The organism is Spirosoma flavum (assembly GCF_042686045.1).
Classification (GTDB): Bacteria; Bacteroidota; Bacteroidia; order Cytophagales; family Spirosomataceae; genus Spirosoma; species Spirosoma flavum.
Window position 1 is genome coordinate 1120806 of record NZ_JBHUOM010000001.1, and the last position, 17884, is coordinate 1138689.

The 17884-nt window shown below is 46.4% G+C and carries 18 protein-coding genes; 11 read left to right on the plus strand and 7 right to left on the minus strand.

What is annotated here, in order from left to right; genetic code table 11:
- Positions 1-38 precede the first annotated feature (38 nt).
- Positions 39-1475, minus strand: a complete 1437-nt coding sequence (locus tag ACFS25_RS04530; protein WP_381497217.1) for a TolC family protein — start codon at positions 1473-1475, stop codon at positions 39-41.
- 283 nt (positions 1476-1758) lie between these two features.
- Here ACFS25_RS04530 and ACFS25_RS04535 point away from each other — a divergent pair, with 283 nt between their 5' ends.
- Positions 1759-2196: a GNAT family N-acetyltransferase gene (locus ACFS25_RS04535; protein WP_381497218.1), complete on the plus strand. Its 438-nt coding sequence runs from the start codon at positions 1759-1761 to the stop codon at positions 2194-2196.
- A 156-nt stretch (positions 2197-2352) separates the two neighbouring features.
- Positions 2353-3126, plus strand: coding sequence for a MerR family transcriptional regulator (locus ACFS25_RS04540; RefSeq protein WP_381497219.1), 774 nt, complete (start codon positions 2353-2355; stop codon positions 3124-3126).
- A 71-nt stretch (positions 3127-3197) separates the two neighbouring features.
- On the opposite strand, the gene ACFS25_RS04545 is transcribed toward ACFS25_RS04540, so the two are convergent.
- Positions 3198-4241, minus strand: coding sequence for an aldo/keto reductase (locus ACFS25_RS04545; RefSeq protein WP_381497220.1), 1044 nt, complete (start codon positions 4239-4241; stop codon positions 3198-3200).
- A 244-nt stretch (positions 4242-4485) separates the two neighbouring features.
- Between ACFS25_RS04545 and ACFS25_RS04550 the strand changes: the two genes are divergently transcribed.
- Together ACFS25_RS04550 and ACFS25_RS04555 are read left to right on the plus strand one after the other, a co-directional pair.
- Positions 4486-5163 (plus strand): response regulator transcription factor, encoded by a 678-nt coding sequence (locus tag ACFS25_RS04550; RefSeq protein WP_381497221.1) that lies wholly within the window; start codon positions 4486-4488, stop codon positions 5161-5163.
- Positions 5160-6428: a sensor histidine kinase gene (locus tag ACFS25_RS04555; RefSeq protein WP_381497222.1), complete on the plus strand. Its 1269-nt coding sequence runs from the start codon at positions 5160-5162 to the stop codon at positions 6426-6428. Before ACFS25_RS04550 ends, ACFS25_RS04555 begins: the two co-directional genes overlap by 4 nt.
- On the opposite strand, the gene ACFS25_RS04560 is transcribed toward ACFS25_RS04555, so the two are convergent.
- Positions 6425-7204, minus strand: coding sequence for a DUF2490 domain-containing protein (locus tag ACFS25_RS04560; protein ID WP_381497223.1), 780 nt, complete (start codon positions 7202-7204; stop codon positions 6425-6427). The genes ACFS25_RS04555 and ACFS25_RS04560 overlap by 4 nt on opposite strands.
- A 294-nt stretch (positions 7205-7498) precedes the next feature.
- Between ACFS25_RS04560 and ACFS25_RS04565 the strand changes: the two genes are divergently transcribed.
- On the plus strand, positions 7499-9415 hold the full coding sequence (locus ACFS25_RS04565; protein WP_381497224.1) for a S9 family peptidase: 1917 nt from the start codon (positions 7499-7501) through the stop codon (positions 9413-9415).
- Here the strand turns inward: ACFS25_RS04565 and ACFS25_RS04570 are convergent.
- The 3 genes from ACFS25_RS04570 to ACFS25_RS04580 all read right to left on the minus strand — a co-directional run bounded on the left by ACFS25_RS04570 (position 9404) and on the right by ACFS25_RS04580 (position 10413).
- Positions 9404-9832: a hypothetical protein gene (locus ACFS25_RS04570; RefSeq protein WP_381497225.1), complete on the minus strand. Its 429-nt coding sequence runs from the start codon at positions 9830-9832 to the stop codon at positions 9404-9406. The two genes, ACFS25_RS04565 and ACFS25_RS04570, sit on opposite strands and share 12 nt — an antisense overlap.
- A complete protein-coding gene (locus ACFS25_RS04575) occupies positions 9825-10121 on the minus strand; it encodes a hypothetical protein (RefSeq protein WP_381497226.1) in 297 nt (98 codons plus the stop codon). The genes ACFS25_RS04570 and ACFS25_RS04575 overlap by 8 nt, the downstream gene beginning before the upstream one ends.
- A gap of 79 nt (positions 10122-10200) precedes the next feature.
- The gene (locus tag ACFS25_RS04580; protein WP_381497227.1) at positions 10201-10413 is read right to left on the minus strand and encodes a hypothetical protein; all 213 of its coding nucleotides are present in this window, start codon (positions 10411-10413) and stop codon (positions 10201-10203) included.
- Between the two features lie 287 nt (positions 10414-10700).
- Between ACFS25_RS04580 and dtd the strand changes: the two genes are divergently transcribed.
- From dtd to ACFS25_RS04610, 6 genes are all read left to right on the plus strand, one after another.
- A complete protein-coding gene (gene dtd, locus ACFS25_RS04585; protein WP_381497228.1) occupies positions 10701-11153 on the plus strand; it encodes a D-aminoacyl-tRNA deacylase in 453 nt (150 codons plus the stop codon).
- Positions 11154-11243: 90 nt separating this feature from the next.
- Positions 11244-11888, plus strand: coding sequence for an O-methyltransferase (locus tag ACFS25_RS04590; protein ID WP_381497229.1), 645 nt, complete (start codon positions 11244-11246; stop codon positions 11886-11888).
- Positions 11889-11901: 13 nt separating this feature from the next.
- Positions 11902-14331 carry a LysM peptidoglycan-binding domain-containing protein gene (locus tag ACFS25_RS04595; RefSeq protein WP_381497230.1) on the plus strand — a complete coding sequence of 810 codons (2430 nt, stop codon included), beginning with the start codon at positions 11902-11904 and terminating at the stop codon, positions 14329-14331.
- Positions 14332-14438: 107 nt separating this feature from the next.
- Positions 14439-15014 (plus strand): DUF3109 family protein, encoded by a 576-nt coding sequence (locus ACFS25_RS04600; protein WP_381497231.1) that lies wholly within the window; start codon positions 14439-14441, stop codon positions 15012-15014.
- Between the two features lie 434 nt (positions 15015-15448).
- Positions 15449-16609, plus strand: a complete 1161-nt coding sequence (locus tag ACFS25_RS04605) for a serine hydrolase domain-containing protein (protein ID WP_381497232.1) — start codon at positions 15449-15451, stop codon at positions 16607-16609.
- Positions 16610-16977: 368 nt separating this feature from the next.
- Positions 16978-17325 (plus strand): MGMT family protein, encoded by a 348-nt coding sequence (locus ACFS25_RS04610; protein ID WP_381497233.1) that lies wholly within the window; start codon positions 16978-16980, stop codon positions 17323-17325.
- Positions 17326-17332: 7 nt separating this feature from the next.
- Here the strand turns inward: ACFS25_RS04610 and ACFS25_RS04615 are convergent, their stop codons facing one another.
- On the minus strand, positions 17333-17881 hold the full coding sequence (locus ACFS25_RS04615) for an NADPH-dependent FMN reductase (protein WP_381497234.1): 549 nt from the start codon (positions 17879-17881) through the stop codon (positions 17333-17335).
- Positions 17882-17884: the final 3 nt, after the last annotated feature.

The window sequence follows — 17884 nt, forward strand, 5'->3', positions numbered from 1 at the left end:
GTTGTTTCTGTAAATTGTAGAGCCGCAAACTTGAAACCTTATTTCACTTGGTTCATGAATAGTGACAGATCGCCTTCGGCGGCTGATTTCAGGAGCAAAAACCGCCAGACATTGCTAACAGCTACGTAGCCGTCAACTTCGGCGCGGTTGAGTGTAACGACGGTTTGGAGCAAAGTCACTAAATCACTCAGGCCGCTTTCATAGCGGGACTTCGCCTGATTATAGGCTTGCCGGGCGGCTCGTAACTGAATAGGTGCCTGCCGGGCTTGTTCGAGCGCTACCTGATATTGGGTTTCGGCTTCCTGATACTGACGGCTAATCTGTAATCGCTGCGTGTTAAACAATTGCCGCGACCGTTCAACCAAAAACAGATCAGCATGGTAGTCTTGCCGGGTGCGAAGTAGGTTGGTCAGATTCCAGCGGGCCACAATGCCTACCAAATAATTAGATACTTGATAGCCAAGGCCATTAATCTGATTGCTTTGGAAAATATCGCCCTGATTAGAAAATCCCGATCCGCGTGCATTGCCAACCCCGACCAATGAGATCGTTGGCATACTCGACCGTTGTGTAGCCATGCTGCGGGCCGCCGACAAATTAATCTGCGACTGAAATAACCGTAACGTAGGGTTTTTCGGAGAAATCGAGTCGGATAGAAAAGCCCCGTTCGGCAAGGTCGTGTAGAACTGCATACTATCTACCTGCATGGCGGTCTGAAGTTGGCCGGCCAGTTCCGATAGTCGCAGTCGTTGCACCTGTTCCTGTTGCTGGCTACTTAACAGGAGCAATCTGGCCCGAATGGCTTCGGCAGTGGCTAACGAACTATCGACACCCGCCCGCATTCCCGACCGAACGCCCGCATCGACTACTTGCTTGAAGGTTTGCGCCCGGTCCAGATTACTTCGCTGAATCTGAACCAGTTTCTGATTAATCAGCAAAAGCAGATAGGCGTCAATGGTGCGGGTCTGATGTTGAAAAACTTCATTCTCGTAATCAACCTGACTACGCTGAAGGTCAGCTTTAGCAATACCAATGTTGGCCTTAATTCGTCCGAACGTGATAGTCCGCCATTCGATAGAAGCACTTGTGAAACTTCCGAAACTGGCCTGCGAGACATTCGTTGCCCGAACCCCACCCGATGTTGAAATATTGGTTCCTTCGTTCGGGAAAAACGAGCCGTTCAGACTATTGCTGGTTGAATAAGTGTATTGGTCCTGCACAATCAGGGTAGGCAGCAGATCGACTCGGCTGGCTTGTACGCGTCGTTCGGCACTGCTGATTTCGGCCTGTTTAGCTTTCAAAAACGGAAATTGCCTGACGCTCTGTTCCACCACCTGATTCAGATTCAGCACCTGGCCCTGTGCCTGAAAGACCAGCAAGCCCATTGTCAGCATGAGCAGACTGCCCGCTTTTCTTCCGTACCCCAAATTGGCTGGAAGTTCTTGTGAGGCATAACGAAAACGAGAGTGTTTCATTCATAATAACCTGGCCGCGATTGATCTGACTTACGGTCAAGTGTCTGCAAAACACGATCTCAATTCTGGAAACATTTGGGAAAAGCGAAATAGACAGAAGAATTTGACTGGTTTTTGCTGATTGGTAAAGAGGGGTGGAGGTTCAAGGGAAATGGGTATATTAATGCCATTGTGCATGGCATTGATGGAAATTGATAAAAACAGTAAATTTGAGCAAGCAAACTATACTGTTGGCCAGTAGCTCTGCTTTCGGCGGGCCCGATTATAAACAGATATTCCTCATATGGAACTACTGCCAATCCAACAAACGCTTGAGGAAAATACCCAATTCCTCCATCATCCCGATTGCGAGTCAAGTCTTTCTATGTCTGTTGAGTTTTTTAACAGAATAGGGTACACGCCACCGTGGATCGGTTATTATGCCCAGCTTAATGGCAACTTAGTGGGTAGTGGAGCCTTTAAGGGTAAGCCCAAAGATGGTCGGGTCGAAATAGCCTATGGTATACTTCCTCACTATCAACAGCAAGGTATTTGCACCGAATTATGCCGACAACTGGTAATACTGGCTCTGAAAACTGACCCTGCCGTCAAGGTTACGGCCCGGACATTTTTGCCGGATAATCCGTCAACGCGAATCCTGAAGAAAAATGGGTTTGTCTGTTCCGGCACCGTTTGGGACGACGAAGATGGTACTGTATGGGAGTGGGAATATACCCAATAACCTCTTCTCCCTGCCAGCATTTACCTAATTTGCTATCAGTTGCCTAACTAGATAGTTGTTTCAGAAACGCCTGTAAAAAAAAAGTCAAAATTTCTCTTGACTCTACCCTTACGTCATAGCCTACCTTTGTTTCGTCAATCAGAGAATGTGGCGTTTATGAGACAATATCCCGTGAATAAGCTGGCGAAACTAGCCGGTGTTAGTGTGCGCACACTGCACCATTATGATCGCCTGGGTCTGTTAAAACCATCTGTTCGTACGGAGGCTAAGTACCGGATGTATGGCGAGAACGAGTTAATTCGGCTACAGCAGATTCTCTTTTATAAGGAACTGGATTTTTCGCTTAATGAAATCCTTGGTATTCTGGACGACCCGGATTTTACGATGCTAACGGCATTGGAAAGTCATAAGCAGGCTTTGGTAGCCCGGAGAGACCGACTATCGACATTGCTCGTTACGATTGACAAAACGATTTCAACCCTAAAAGGAGAACGAGTTATGTTAACTACTGGAGAGTTATACGAAGGCTTCCCCAAAGGAAAAAACTATCGAAAGGAAGCCGTTGAGAAATACGGTACCGAGGAAGTGGAAGCCAGTGAGAAAAGCTTGGTACAGACGGGTAAAGCGGGTTTTGAGAAGCTAAAAGCTGACCAGCAAAACATTGCCCAAACGTTGGTCACTATGATCACAATGGACCCAACTTGTGAAGCCGTACAACGCCAAATTTCCCGGCATTATGCGAACATTGAGGGATTCTGGGGCGAGTCGGTTTGTAAAGAGAAAAATATGGCTGAAGCGTACAAAGGACTGGCAAAGTTATACATTGATGACCCTCGGTACACGAGCCAGAATGGTCAGGGAAATCCCGAATACGCGGCTTTTCTGAACAAGGCCATGATCTACTTTGCCGATACACAATTGCTGAAATGAGAGCGTTAGCGTACAAGGCTAGTTCGTTACTGGGTGACGCCCAACATAACGAACTAGCCTTGTACGTTGCCTTAAAGCCGTTCCCGATATAAGTCAGGAAGAGGGTTGAGGGTTGGATTTTTGCGCTGGTGCCAGTAGGGATAAATGGGCTCCCGGTTGCTGGCAGTGTCTAATTTTTTGACTTGGTCTATCGATAAATTCCAGCCAACAGCACCCAGATTTTGGGTTAATTGTTCTTCGTTTCGGGCACCAATAACGACGTTACAAACCGTAGGGCGTTGCAGCACCCAATTGAGCGCTACCTGCGCTACCGTTTTGCCGGTTTCGGCTGCTACTTCATCCAGGGCATCGACAATGCCATACAAAAATTTGGGTGGAACCACCGGACCTTCTCCGCCACCCTGCGCAATACGGCTGTCGCTGGGTAATGGTTGATTACGACGATATTTCCCCCCTAACCGACCAGCCGATAACGGGCTCCATACAATTGTGCCCACGCGCTGATCCAGGGCGAGAGGCATTAATTCCCATTCGAACTCACGGCTGAGCAGCGAATAGTGCGCTTGATGGGCTATGTATTTTGACCAGCCGTAACGCTCTGATACGGAAAGCGATTTCATCAGGTGCCAGCCCGAAAAGTTAGAACAGGCAATGTAGCGCACTTTGCCACTTTGCACCAGATTATTCAGCGCACTCAGCGTTTCTTCGACGGGTGTGTTTCCATCGAAACCGTGCATGTGGTAAATATCTATGTGATCTGTTTTCAACCGGCGCAGACTGTCTTCGCAGGATTTTATTAAATGAAAACGAGAGGAGCCATAATCATTAGGGCCAGTGCCCATCTTGAACGTGGCCTTGCTGGAAATCAATACTTTGTCGCGAAGTCCAGTTAGTGCCTGGCCGAGAATTTCTTCCGATAAACCCTGTGAATACACGTCAGCAGTATCAAATAAGGTCAATCCCGCATCCAGACAAAGATTCACCATCCGGGTAGCTTCATCAACTTGTGTCGTGCCCCATGCTTTGAAAAAGGCATTGCCACCACCAAATGTACCCGTACCAAAACTCAATACTGGGACGTTTAACCCCGATGCTCCTAGCTGCCTATATTCCATTGTGTCGTCCTATTTTACTTAATGAACTCGTTCCACACTAACGAAAGCGTATAGCTTTTGTTAACTAACCGCTTAGACGCTTATTCCAGTCTGGGAGTTCCGTAAGCGTAAGAGTATTCGCACTGTGACAAAATCAGACATATTAAGGTTAGACTCTTGTTTTTTAGCAAAACACCTATAAAATCATCCTAAATATTTCCAACATTGACGCCTACTTTAGCGACGCATTAGAGCAGATAACGCAATGAAAGTACTGGTCGTAGAAGATGAACAAGGGCTAGCTGAGAGTATCACCGAGTACATGGTGAAAGACGGATATGTGTGCGAAACGGCGGCCACATTCCGGGAGGCTGAAGAAAAAATACACTTGTACACCTACGACTGTGTAATCGTTGATTTGACCCTGCCCGATGGTAACGGGTTTCAGATAATTGAAGCACTTAAACGGCTCATTGCTACTACGGGCGTTATTATTATTTCGGCCCGTAATGCCTTGGAAGATAAGTTGAAAGGGCTGGAAATTGGCTCCGATGATTACCTCACGAAGCCATTTCACCTGTCGGAACTGAACGCCCGCGTTAAGTCGTTGATGCGTCGGCGGCAGTTTGGCGGACATACCGAAATCCGATTTCAGGAAATTGTTGTGGTGCCTCAAACGCGCAAGGTCTTTGTGAATGGGCAGCTTACCACGCTGTCTCGGAAGGAATATGATTTGCTGCTCTATTTTCTCTCGAATGTTGATGTAGCGCTGACCAAAGCCTCTATTGCTGAGCACCTTTGGGGCGACAACATTGACTCGGCCGATTCGTTTGATATGGTGTATTCGCATATCAAAAACTTACGTCGAAAATTGCTGGAAAAAGGAGCCGCCGATTACGTACAATCCATTTACGGTATCGGCTATAAATTCAGTCAGCCTTGAAACTCCTTACCAAAACCAACCGGATTTATCTAGCTTTTTCGCTGGTCATTTACCTTCTGACTGCGGTCGCCTTTTACCAGATTATTCGGCTGGTGATTTATGATGAAGTTGAAAATCGATTACGGGTCGAAAAACGCGATTTTGAGGCCTATGTTCGCGCCCGTAATGCCTGGTCGAACATTCCCTATTTTGTGGAAAATAAAATTGAAGTTATACCCGTACGTCGCAATGAAGCCCACCCAGAAGAGTTTTCGGATACACTGATTCTGAATCGGTACGACAACGAACTCATTCCCTTCCGTCAACTCACGTTTTACCAACCTATTCAAGGTGTTATTCATCGGGTTGAAATTCGTAAATCCCTAATTCAAACCTACCGACTTATCGAAGTTATGACCGTTGCTATGATGATCTTTTTGGGGTTGTTATTGGTCGGCACCTTCTGGTTTCAAGGCAAGCTGTCGGGGCGGCTTTGGCATTCGTTTTACGATACATTGGCGCGTATAAAAGGGTTCGATTTAAGCAGCGGTACGTCCATGGCACTGGAAAAACCAGAAATAACTGAGTTCCGGGAATTGAATGATGTATTTCAGAAAATGGCTGACAAAATGCAGCAGGATTACCGTAGCCTTAAGGAGTTCACCGAAAATGCCTCTCACGAAATGCAAACGCCCCTTGCGCTCATCAATGCCAAAGTGGAACAACTCATTCAAAATGAGCAGCTAACCGAAATTCAAACGCATTGGATTGAGAGCATTTATCAAGCGTCCCGGCGTATATCGCGGCTAAATCAGGGATTGTTATTGCTGGCAAAAATCGAGAACCGGCAATTCAGCGATAGTCAACCTGTTAATTTGTCGAGTCTGCTGGCCGAGAAATTAACGAATATGGAGGAGGTGTTATCATTCAAGCAACTATCGATTCACCAACAAATAGCGGTTCCATTTGAGGTGTTGCTTCCGGCAACGCTGGCTGATATTCTGGTTACAAATCTGGTTAATAACGCTATCAAGCACAATCAGACAGGTGGCCGAATTGAGTTAAGGTCGACGGCCAATCAACTCTGTTTGAGTAACACGGGTGGTCAGTTGATATCCTCTCCGGAACGGCTTTTCGAGCGATTTAAAAAAGAAAGTACAGGCCCCGACTCGGTTGGTTTAGGGCTATCCATCATTCGGCAAATCTGCGACAGTTACGGCCTGACTATTGAGTATCACGAGACTGAAGGTATCCACAGATTTTGTATTACCCGCGTGTTGGATTAATCTGGTTGCGAGGGTAATCTCTCCGACGTATTTCGACGTTTGAGCCGATAGGTCAATCCTACTACCAGGTTGTTTTTGCCGGTTGCCAACTGAGGGGTAAATATGCCCTGATCAAACGTAGCCGCATTATAATTGGTCTGATTCACCCAACCGATCTGCAAAATCCATTGCTGGTCGAACTGATAGCCTACGCCAGCATAAATCCGATTCCGCTCGAACGTTGGCCCGATTGGGTTAAGAAAAATCTCATCGTATATCGACAAGAAGGTAGTTTTGGCCGTAATGGTGCGGTTATTAAGAGGTATAAACATGTTGAGCCGGTAGCGGATACGGTTGCGATACGGCTGGGTACCGTCGCGAAAATTGAACCACCGTTGCTCAACCCGGTATCGTTGTTCAAATTTTAGCCGGGTCAGATACTGATTAATAATAAGTTGTTCCCACAGGCGCTTTTCGGTGTTAAGTGGCCCGTCAGATAGTGCCTGATAATCGTACGTAGCATAGTGACCACCAGCTACCATAAGCGAAAAATTACGGTCGAGGTCGTAGCTGATTCCCCCTTTCAATTCATTGTAAAAAAACTGGCGACCCACTCCATTTGCCCGGGCCTGTACTTCGGCAAAGCCACCCCATTTTTTCTCGCCAGCGGGCAATTGAATGGTGCCAATTAGCCAGGTTCCCCAGGTTGTTGATGGTGTGAGTGATGTTTGGGCAAGGGTACGGCTGAAGCTAAATACGAACAGACTGGCTATCAGAATAAATCGGTGATGGGTCACAACTACTAACTTGTTACTTTACCGCAAAAATACCCGATATTAATAATATGTGATGCTACCCTTCAAACTCATAATAATTTAATAATCTGAACTGAGTGTTTTCAAGGCTTTGTAACCGTGTCAGGTTTGTAAAGAAACCAGTGGGTACGACTAGACGTACGTAGTTGCCTTTACCTCAATTCGTTTGTAAAATAGTCGCCTGTAGCTGATAAGACCGGATTTAATCGTCAAATTTGTTCGGGTTACCGTAGTTTAATTCGGTTTCAAGTTCACTTCCCCTCAAACTTCCTTTATATGAAAAACCAATTTATACAACGAACACTGTTGGTTCTAAGCCTATCTGTACCAGTTGGTATGGTCTTTGGCGGACCCGCCCCAAAGCGCGTTGCTGTCCGGAAGTACACCATTGAACAGTTCATGAAAACCATCCGCTTTGGCGGGTCCGATATTTCGCCCGACGAAAAAACGGTCTTGTTCAGTAGCAACCAGGATGGCGTGTTTAATCTGTACGAAATTCCATTTAGTGGAGCGGGCCAGCCAAAACAACTAACAACCTCAAAAACCAATGCTATTTTCGCTATTGGTTACCTGCCCGACGGTCGGATATTATACAGCAGTGATCAGGGTGGTAATGAGTTGAATCACATTTACTTGCGCGAAAAAGATGGAACCGTAAAAGACCTGACGCCTGCCGAAAAAGCTAGATTTCAGTTTGGTGGACTAAGTCACGACCGCAAGAGCTTTTTCTATCAGTCTAACCAGCGAAACCGGGCGGCTTTCGATGTGTATGAGATGGACGTAGCTACGCTGAAACCAACCCTGATTTATGAAAATCCAGGCGGCTTTTTCCCCGGTGCTATATCGCCCGATAAACGATATATTGCCCTTGCCAAAACCATTACCAGTGCCAATGGTGATGCGTATTTGTACGACACAAAAACGAAAGAAGCCAAACTACTCACAAAACATGAAGGCGAAGTTATAAATGGCCCTGAAAGCTTCACTCCCGATGGCAAGACACTCCTGATTTCGACGGACGAAGGCAAAGAATTTTCGTACGTGAAAGCCTATGATTTGGCCACGGGACAGAGCACAATACTTGATAAAGCAAACTGGGATATTGTAGCTGATGACCTTTCGTACCGGGGTCGTTATCGCGTTTTGTCCGTTAATAACGACGCTCGTACTGAACTGAAAATCATTGATACCCGTACCAATCAGGCTGTTAAGTTGCCCGCGTTGCCCGGTGGCGATGTAACGGGTGTGACCATCACTGATAGCGAAGACCGGATGACGTTCTTCGTCAATAGTTCCAATTCGCCCGCAACGCTTTATGCTTATGATTTCAAATCGGGGAAAGCAACCCCACTAGTGCGGGGATTGAATCCCGAAATCAATGCTGAGGATTTGGTAGCGGGTGAAGTAATCCGCTATAAATCGTTCGATGGGATGGAGGTTCCTGCATTGCTTTACAAACCCAAAGATGTACAATCTGGCGAAAAACTCCCGGCTATTTTGTCTATTCATGGCGGACCGGGCGGACAAACGCGTCTCACGTATTCGCCTTTGGTGCAGTATTTGGTTAACAGCGGTTATGTAGTGCTAGCTGTGAACAACCGGGGTAGTTCGGGATATGGCAAAACGTTTTTTGCTGCTGATGACCGCAAGCATGGTGATGCTGACCTGAAAGATTGTGTTGAATCGAAGAAGTTTCTGGGGGCAACGGGCTACGTTGATCCGGCTAAAATTGGTATAATGGGTGGTTCTTATGGTGGTTATATGACGTTGGCAGGATTGACCTTTACACCCGATGAGTTTGCCGTTGGCGTCGATATTTTTGGGGTGGCTAACTGGCTCCGTACGCTAAATAGCATGCCCGAATGGTGGGGTCCTCAGCGGGAGGCCATGTTCAAGGAAATTGGTCATCCTAAAACAGATTCCGTTGCGCTATACAACAAGTCGCCATTGTTTCATACCGAACGCATCAAAAAGCCACTTCTGGTTATTCAGGGAGCCAATGACCCGCGCGTACTGAAAATTGAGTCGGACGAGATTGTGGCGAATGTGAAAAAAAATGGGGTGCCGGTAGAGTACGTCACGTTTCCTAATGAAGGACACGGTTTCGTGAAAAAAGAAAACGAAATCACCGCGTACAAAGCGGTGAAAGAGTTTTTGGATAAATACCTTCGGGGACCGGCGCTAGTGAGGTAATTCGCTGCCAACCGCTGTTACAACCGTGACTGTTGCGGAAGTTGTTGCCGATTTGGTTGAACCAGCGCGTAGCTCACCAATGGCGATGGCTGCGCGCGGTTCGAGCGTTCGTTTGACTGTCTGTCTTGACGAGTCGATTTTATGGTGGTCGCGGTCATAATAATCGAATCGAACCTCAATTTGACTGTACGAATAGCGTGGCGACGTATTCGAAATTGTAAAGCGGTGCAGATTGATTGGTGTGTCTCCAGCTTGGGAAGCGGGGCTGGTTTTCCAGGATATGCGGTCTATAAGCAAATCATGGACGGCATTTGGCTTATCATTGTCTACGTTTTTCTGGCCCGATTGACAGGCAAAAACCGAGAGCAGCAGAAGCCCGCAAACTATGAATTTGTGCACATACTCGTGGCTACTCATTCTCAATTGAATCAATAATTTTAGCAATGGTGTCGCGCTGAGTAGGAGAACCAGTGTCTGAAAGATCCGTTAAATTTGCCTTTATCGTTTGCCATAGTGGAAGGCTTAAAACGATGGCATCGGCCTGAAATTCAACGTGATCGCCCTGGTCAGTTTGAGTAATGGGTAACGGTTCCAGAACTGTACGGGCAAATTCGCTTCGTACACGTTCTTTTACAAAAGGAACTGGGTCCAGATTGGCCTCTTTTAGCGTTTGCTTACTGTATATCTTAGTTTTCCTCCACCACATGTATGTAATACAATTATGGAGCTTTTTCCTCCAACTCCTCCGTGTCGATTGAGGGTAAATTTATTTAGCGGGCCTTAAATTATCGCAACGAGCTTACGTGCCGATTGAAAAACTTTATGCCAAAGTAAGTATAAAGTACTAAAGCACCCGATTCGAGTACGGCTTCAAGATAATCATGGCGATAAACACCACTCGAATAATCCCGAATCCAGTCAATCAATACGGCACAATAGCCGAAAAAGGCCACAGACGCACCGATGATAATAATGAATAGAAGAAATGTCTTATGCATAAGTCCCAAATCCGTGAAGGGCGTCAAAGTTAATAATGTAATTCTATAACCTATGACCCATGTTCCATAAAAGGGTTTAAACTGATTGCGTATTTTTTTTAATTTATGAGCAAATAAGTTGCCAAATTTGATTTTCTGTTCGGGTAAAAACGCTGAATCTTTGTAAAAGTAGTCTAGCAGTAGGCTACTGTTCTGATAATTTTGAGGAAACGGTCCGCTGAATAGTATAAGCAACAGACTATCCACAACCAGTGCCTACTTTTACCAAGTTCCCAGCGCGTTCTTCTATGATTGCCGTTATTCAACGTGTTTCTCAGGCTTCTGTTGTGATAGACAATCAGGTGAAAGGCCGGATTGAAACTGGTTTTCTCATCCTGCTCGGTATTACCCATGGTGATACCCGCGACGATGTGGACTGGTTAAGCCGGAAAATTGTCGGGATGCGGATTTTTAGCGATGAGGCTGGTAAAATGAATCTTGACTTAGCCGCCGTTAGCGGTGATATTCTGCTAATTAGCCAATTTACTCTTCATGCCAGTACCAAAAAAGGGAACCGACCCAGTTTCATCGAAGCCGCCCGGCCAGAAATTGCCGTCCCACTTTACGAAGCAATGATTATGCAGTTATCAGCCGAATTAGGTAAACCAATTCAAACCGGTCAGTTTGGCGCAGACATGAAAATCTCGCTACTCAATGATGGTCCGGTAACTATTTTGATTGACTCGAAGAATCGGATTTAGCCCCGGTCATTATAAATTTGTTCTATCTATCCGTTACTTTTACTAAAACCAGCCCTAACCTGCCGCTTTGGCGAACAGGTGAATAGCCGAATGGATTTTTTACCCCCCGATATAACCGCTTACGCTGATGCCTACACCTCGCCCGAAAGCGAGTTACTATGTCGGCTTAACCGAAATACCCACGCTCATATAATGGCCCCCCGAATGCTGTCGGGACACATACAGGGCCGCTTTCTGTCGATGATTTCATGGATGATTCGTCCTCACCGTATTCTTGAAATCGGTACTTACACGGGCTATTCGGCCCTTTGCCTCGCCGAAGGGCTAGCCGACAACGGTAAACTTATCACGATTGACCACAACGAAGAACTCGAAGATTTTGCCCGATCTTATTGGCGGCAGTCACCCCTGAACGAGAAAATCGATTTTCAACTTGGGATGGCCGCAAACATACTGCCAACCCTCAACGAAACGTTTGATTTGGTGTTTATCGACGCTGATAAACGAAATATGTCAACCTATTTCGATTTGATAATTGACAAGCTGCGGCCAGGTGGGTTTATCCTGGTCGATAATGTTTTGTGGAGTGGCAAGATTGTTGAGTCGATAAAACCATCAGACTCAGATACACTTGCTGTATTGGCCTTTAATCAAAAAGTTCATGACGACCCGCGTGTGGAAAATGTGTTGTTACCCGTTCGAGACGGAATTATGATGCTTAGAAAACGAAACTGATTTACTAATGACAATGACTAAACTGACCTATCCCCTAACCCTTTTCTTTCTTCTCGTAAGCCTGATCGTATCAGGGCAGTCTTTATCGGTTCCGGTCGTGCCGGAACAGGTAACGTTTGCTGATATTTCGGTACGCTTAGACCCCGACGCTCGGCGTATTGTGCAACAGGATGTTAATGCACTGTTGGCTAACCGACAGTATTGGACGGCTAAACTTGACCGGGTGGTGCTTTACTTTCCCATGATTGAGTCCATACTGATTGACGAAGATGTCCCGACCGATTTCAAATATCTCGCTGTTCAGGAAAGTTCACTCACGCCCGATGCTGTATCATCGTCGACGGCAGTAGGTTACTGGCAGTTTAAACGTGAGACCGCCGTTGATAATGGAATGCGTGTGGATGACGACATCGACGAGCGCAAGAGCATTACCAGTTCTACGCATGGAGCAGCCAAATATCTAAAAAAGAACAATGCTCAGTTTAATAACTGGGTGGCCTCGCTTTATTCCTACTATCTGGGAGCGGGTGGCATTGCCAAACTTATTCCGCCCGACTGGTCTTACGCCCGTGAGATAGCGTTGGATGGCCGTACCGACCGCTATATTCTGCGATTCTTTGCGCATAAAATTGCCATTGAAAATGCCCTGAAATTTCACCAGACAAGCAATCGGTTTGCGCTCATCGAATACCCGAATGGAGGAGGAAAATCCATGAAATCCATTGCTGAAGAGTTGGGCGTCGATGAATTTGAACTCCGCAAATACAACCGATGGGTGCTGGGTGATGGCGTACCAACTGACAAAGCCTATGTGATGGCTGTGCCGGTAGCAAGCGATCAGATCAATGATATTCGGCAGAAAATTGTGAGTGTCAGTTCGAAGAAAACACCCGATTTTGTTCAAAACGACGTTGGTTTCCCTGTATTACGCCGGGTTACAACAGGATTGAGCAGCAAGAACGACCCTGTTTTGTACGAAATTAACGGGTTGCCCGGTATTCAGGCGCAGGCGGGTGACAATGCTGGCTCGTTAGCGAGAAAAGCTAAAATTAGCCTGTCGAGTTTCTTGCGTTATAACGATATGAGCGATCGAGACCCCGTCTTGGTCAACGATATTTACTATTTAGCAAAGAAGCGCAAAAAAGCCCTGGTTCCATTTCACACCGTTCGTGAAGATGAAACGTCGCGTAGTATTTCGCAGCGTTACGGCATCCGGCTTAAGAAATTAATGCGTTATAACCGCTTAGACCGAATACAGAAACTGGCTACTGGCCGGGTGATGTGGCTCCGCGAACGACGATCCATTAATAAACCTATCGAAATTATTAATGCGCCAACTCCTCCGGTTTACGATCAAACACCCACGCCCGCGGTTCGCCAGGAGGTGGCCTCAACTACGCCCCCAACTCGCCAGGATGTAGTCTCGGGTACGCCAACCGACCGGACTCCGCGTTCGGTAAATGGCAGCGATGGTGTGCCGCGCAATGCATCGGAACGGAAAATGTATCAGCCTAAGTTAGTAGGAGGGGGTATTACACCGAACGATGGTACATCAGAACCAGCGACTCCCCAACGGGCCGAACCTCAACGTCCGTCTATTCAACCGACAGCGCCCGTTTCTGCACCTGTGCCCACCGCCACGACTCGCTCAGAAAATACCGATGGATCGCAACGGGTGATTATTGTCAGAACGCCTGATGGACCCCAATCGACGAAGACTATACCAGTTGCTACAACTCCAGAGCGTGATAGACCTAACGACAATTCGGTAACGCCCGCTCCAAGAACTAAACCCACGGATACATACGCAAGTAGTCCACGACCTAAACCGGCTGTTGATGCTGATATGGGCCGTCCCGAAACAGGCAAATATGAAGGGCCGCGTGAGCAGCAAGCTGATGGATCGTTAACTATTCCGAACGCTGTTCCACCAACGAAAGCACCCCCTCGCCCGGCACCACCTGCTGTTATTAAAACGGAAACACGCCCTGCAACGCCCGTTATAACCAGCCCGGAGCCAAAAGAGGTTTCTAGTTCGGTATCAACTCGTCCCACACCGTCTAGCACAGTTAATCGGTTGGCTGCGACGCATACCGTTGAACCGGGCCAAACGTATTACAGCATTTCGAAACTTTATGGACTGACCGTTGACGAGTTACTTGCACTTAATAACCTGACAACGCCCGAAAAGCTTGAGGTTGGACAGAAGTTAGCGGTCAAACTCACACCCGGAGGTCGGCTTGTGCAGCCATCTGTAACTGCAAAAACGGCATCTAAATCAGAGTCGCAATCGGACGTAACCTATCATATTGTAGAGAAAGGTGAAACGATGTTTCGTATTTCCAAGCTTTACGGCGTAAGCATCGAGCAAATCCAAACGTGGAATAACCTGACAGATATTGGAGTTAAGCAAGGGCAAAAAATTAAGATTGTAAAGCCGTAGGCGCTTTGCTGCTTCGTTATACAAAAAGCCGCTCTTGTCTGGAGCGGCTTTTTGTATAATTAGGTTTAACAATCAGAATTTGTCGAGCACTGTGTATCTTTACATATATGATACTCATTGATAATACCTGTATCAGCGACGATGTCGCCGAAAAATTCTTCGTCTGCAACCTAGACAAGTGCAAGGGTGCCTGTTGTGTAGAAGGCGATATGGGGGCACCTTTAGAGGGAGCGGAGCCTGCTATTCTAGACCGCATTTACGAAGATATAAAACCTTATTTATCGCCGGAAGGCATCCGGGTTATTGAGCAGAAAGGTGGCTATGAATCTGATGGTGACGGTGGCTTTGTGACGAATACAGTTGGTGGGCGGGAGTGTGTTTATGCTACTTGGGACAATCGGGGAATTCTGAAATGCGGTATTGAAGAAGCCTACAACGATGGCAAAGTGGATTGGAAAAAACCCATTTCCTGTCATTTGTACCCGATCAGAATAACTAAATATGAGTCTTTTCATGCGCTGAACTACGACCGTTGGCCTATTTGTAGACCCGCTTGTGGTCTGGGGGAGCAATTAAACGTGCCTATCTATAAATTTGTCCGTGAAGCCCTTGTCCGGGCGTATGGCGAAGAATGGTATGGCCGCTTATCGAAAGCAATTGAAGAGAAAAATGTTGCAGAATAATCGCAGTCTATAGAAGGCAAGTATAACTTGATTTAAGCTACTTTAGGCTGGTATTCTACCAAAAACGTATAAGCAATATCGTTCAAAGTAGCGATTAATAACTGCTGATCCTGTAAAAGAAAACATGGCCAGTCTATACTCTTATTGGCTTTTATAGATTATTGATTGACAGTGCTTTGAATATGGAAAGATAGTAGATCTAAGTCGCTTTATATAGTTGAACTGACCTTCTCGCCTTACTGAGCTGATTTCAGTGCTATTTATTTGACGCTCACTTGCTTATTAAAAAGAATATGGTTCTATTTTGCGACTGACTTTACTGGTTTGTCTAGTATTGGTAATTATTTTCACGTATTAGAATATCGGTAAAGCGCGGGTGGCTTTACTTGATAGTCTGTTTTTGAATGAATGAACCGTCGGCTTCGTAAGCGAAAATGTACACCACGCTATCGTATGTATACCGGTGCATCGCCTGGAACCTGCCAAATCTGGACGACCACCAACGATTTCCCAAACTTCCGGTCTTGAATAACCCAGGACTGGTGATGCCCCTGCCTGTTGGTCAGCCATTGGACTTGAGTCCTGTGTCTATTTTGTATGAAGGAAAAACGTCTCGACAGGTATTAGAGCGATTCCTTCAGCAGTCAGGTACGGCTTCATTTCTGATTCTTCATCGAAATGAGGTGGTTTATGAAAAATATGCTGGTGGTTATACCGCTGATAATATTATTACCTCACTTTCTGTATCGAAATCACTTGTTTCGGCCTTAGTAGGTATTGCCTTGGAGGAAGGAATTTTACCGGGTCTGGACAGTTCTATTCTGGAACAACTGCCGGAATTGTCAACGACTATAAGCTCAAAGCTAACGATTCGTCATTTGCTCGGTATGTCCTCTGGCTTACACTATTATGAAGGTGTATCGCCCTGGTCTGACGATGCCCGCATTTATTATAGCCTGAACCTGCGCAAACAACTCCTTAATTGCGAAACTATCGAATCGCCCGGCAAATATTATCATTACAACAACTATAACTTGCTGCTGTTGGGGCGTTTGCTGGAAAAAGCAACAGGTATGGCTGTGCCCACTTACTTTTCGCAAAAAATATGGAGCCCGATGGGAGCCGAACAACCAGCCTCCTGGAACATTGATAGTGCCCGTTCGGGGTTTGCTAAAATGGAAAGTGGGTTCAATGCTACTGCCCGCGATTTCGCCCGGTTTGGCTTGTTATACCTGAATAAAGGTCGCTTTGGTAACCGGCAAATTATCCCGGAAGCCTGGGTAAACCAGAGTACTAGTCAACCAAATTTCGAAGAATTTGCTGATTCTACCCGTTATATGACCCGACGCAATCCGCCATTGGGACAGTGGGTAGATAGCCCGGTAGGATACTATAAATACCTTTGGTGGGGGTATCGAAATGGCCCGCATCAGGACCCCGATTATTTTGCGATGGGAAATCTGGGGCAGTTTATTTATTGTAGTCCGCTTCATCAAACGGTGATCGTTCGGTTTGGGAAAAAATGGGGAAACATAGATTGGTGGCCCACCTTATTCCGAGAGTTAAGTCAACAGATAGACAAGCCAGGAAGTTGACGAGAACGTTTTGGTTTTACATCATGCAGGACATCAACGCAGATGTTGATCTTAGTCTTTTTCCTATACAAGAGATGCCGATGCGTCTATTCGTCTGGCCTGATTAATTTGTGTATGTAAGTCGTTCGCGGAATACGGAACCCCTACATATAATTACTTACTTAGACCCGAACAGCGTCGTTTGTTTTACTTACTGTTTCACGATCCTGAGTCTAATCTGCGGTTGCTGATTCGGGCCTTGCTAGTCAATGGATAAAGTTGCCTGATGCGCCAAAAACATTCATATTTCTCTGCTTTGTTATGGGCTATTTAGTCGAAATTTGATGTACGCTTTGTGCCTATGCCTATTTTGGCACTTCCTAAAGAATATGTCTATTAACATACCTGAACAGCGCGATTATTTTGAAGAGGTCTATGAGGTGGTACGCCTGATACCGAAAGGCCGCGTCACAACTTACGGTACTATTGCTAGTTATTTAAGTCTGCGGGCGGGTGCCCGAATGGTTGGCTGGGCAATGAATGGTTGCCATAATCACCCTGATGTGCCCGCGCATCGCGTTGTTAACCGTGTTGGCGTTTTATCAGGTAAGCACTCCTTCGGCGGGCCGACTATTATGCAGCAATTATTGGAAGACGAGGGCGTTCGGGTTGAAAACGATCAGGTAGTGGACTTCAAAACATTACTTTGGGACCCGTCGGCTGAATTGACTTTATAGCAACGGCTTATAAGGTCTGACTACGATTATGAACAGCTTCAACCAATGCACCAACTGTATCTCGTAATTGTTGAGTCAAAACGGGGTCAATAATGTGGCCATCAGCATCTAACTTTTGCCGGACGAAAGGTACAATCAGCGATGCACCTTCGGGGAGTTGCGCTGTTAACACCTCCAGTGTATAAGATAGCGACGCGTGTGCCCGCGAACCGCCCATATCCGAAGGGCCCGCGCTGATAACGCCAACCGGCTTGTCGACAAACTCGCCTGACGATGCGATCCAGTCGAGCATATTTTTCAGCATACCCGGCATTCCATGAATATATTCTGGTGTACAAATAAGTACAGCGTCGGCTTCCCGGAGTAAGGTGCGAAGTTTGTTAACAGGCTCTGATGAGTTGTCTCGGTCGCGTTCGGGACTGAAAGGTGGTATGTCGTCCAGACCCTCGTATAAAGTGATGATCACGGTGGGAGGGACAAGTTCAGCGGCTGCCCGTAACAGCGATGTGTTGGTCGAACCGATCCGCAGGCTACCCGATATGGCGAGGATATTCATAGA

What these genes read in the sequence shown, in the direction of transcription:
- ACFS25_RS04530 (WP_381497217.1), bottom strand. Translation starts at nt 1,475, where the DNA reads ATGAAACACTCTCGTTTTCGTTATGCCTCACAAGAACTTCCAGCCAAT.
- ACFS25_RS04535 (WP_381497218.1), top strand. Translation starts at nt 1,759, where the DNA reads ATGGAACTACTGCCAATCCAACAAACGCTTGAGGAAAATACCCAATTC.
- ACFS25_RS04540 (WP_381497219.1), top strand. Translation starts at nt 2,353, where the DNA reads ATGAGACAATATCCCGTGAATAAGCTGGCGAAACTAGCCGGTGTTAGT.
- ACFS25_RS04545 (WP_381497220.1), bottom strand. Translation starts at nt 4,241, where the DNA reads ATGGAATATAGGCAGCTAGGAGCATCGGGGTTAAACGTCCCAGTATTG.
- ACFS25_RS04550 (WP_381497221.1), top strand. Translation starts at nt 4,486, where the DNA reads ATGAAAGTACTGGTCGTAGAAGATGAACAAGGGCTAGCTGAGAGTATC.
- ACFS25_RS04565 (WP_381497224.1), top strand. Translation starts at nt 7,499, where the DNA reads ATGAAAAACCAATTTATACAACGAACACTGTTGGTTCTAAGCCTATCT.
- ACFS25_RS04570 (WP_381497225.1), bottom strand. Translation starts at nt 9,832, where the DNA reads ATGAGTAGCCACGAGTATGTGCACAAATTCATAGTTTGCGGGCTTCTG.
- ACFS25_RS04575 (WP_381497226.1), bottom strand. Translation starts at nt 10,121, where the DNA reads ATGTGGTGGAGGAAAACTAAGATATACAGTAAGCAAACGCTAAAAGAG.
- ACFS25_RS04580 (WP_381497227.1), bottom strand. Translation starts at nt 10,413, where the DNA reads ATGCATAAGACATTTCTTCTATTCATTATTATCATCGGTGCGTCTGTG.
- dtd (WP_381497228.1), top strand. Translation starts at nt 10,701, where the DNA reads ATGATTGCCGTTATTCAACGTGTTTCTCAGGCTTCTGTTGTGATAGAC.
- ACFS25_RS04590 (WP_381497229.1), top strand. Translation starts at nt 11,244, where the DNA reads ATGGATTTTTTACCCCCCGATATAACCGCTTACGCTGATGCCTACACC.
- ACFS25_RS04595 (WP_381497230.1), top strand. Translation starts at nt 11,902, where the DNA reads ATGACTAAACTGACCTATCCCCTAACCCTTTTCTTTCTTCTCGTAAGC.
- ACFS25_RS04600 (WP_381497231.1), top strand. Translation starts at nt 14,439, where the DNA reads ATGATACTCATTGATAATACCTGTATCAGCGACGATGTCGCCGAAAAA.
- ACFS25_RS04605 (WP_381497232.1), top strand. Translation starts at nt 15,449, where the DNA reads ATGTACACCACGCTATCGTATGTATACCGGTGCATCGCCTGGAACCTG.
- ACFS25_RS04610 (WP_381497233.1), top strand. Translation starts at nt 16,978, where the DNA reads ATGTCTATTAACATACCTGAACAGCGCGATTATTTTGAAGAGGTCTAT.
- ACFS25_RS04615 (WP_381497234.1), bottom strand. Translation starts at nt 17,881, where the DNA reads ATGAATATCCTCGCCATATCGGGTAGCCTGCGGATCGGTTCGACCAAC.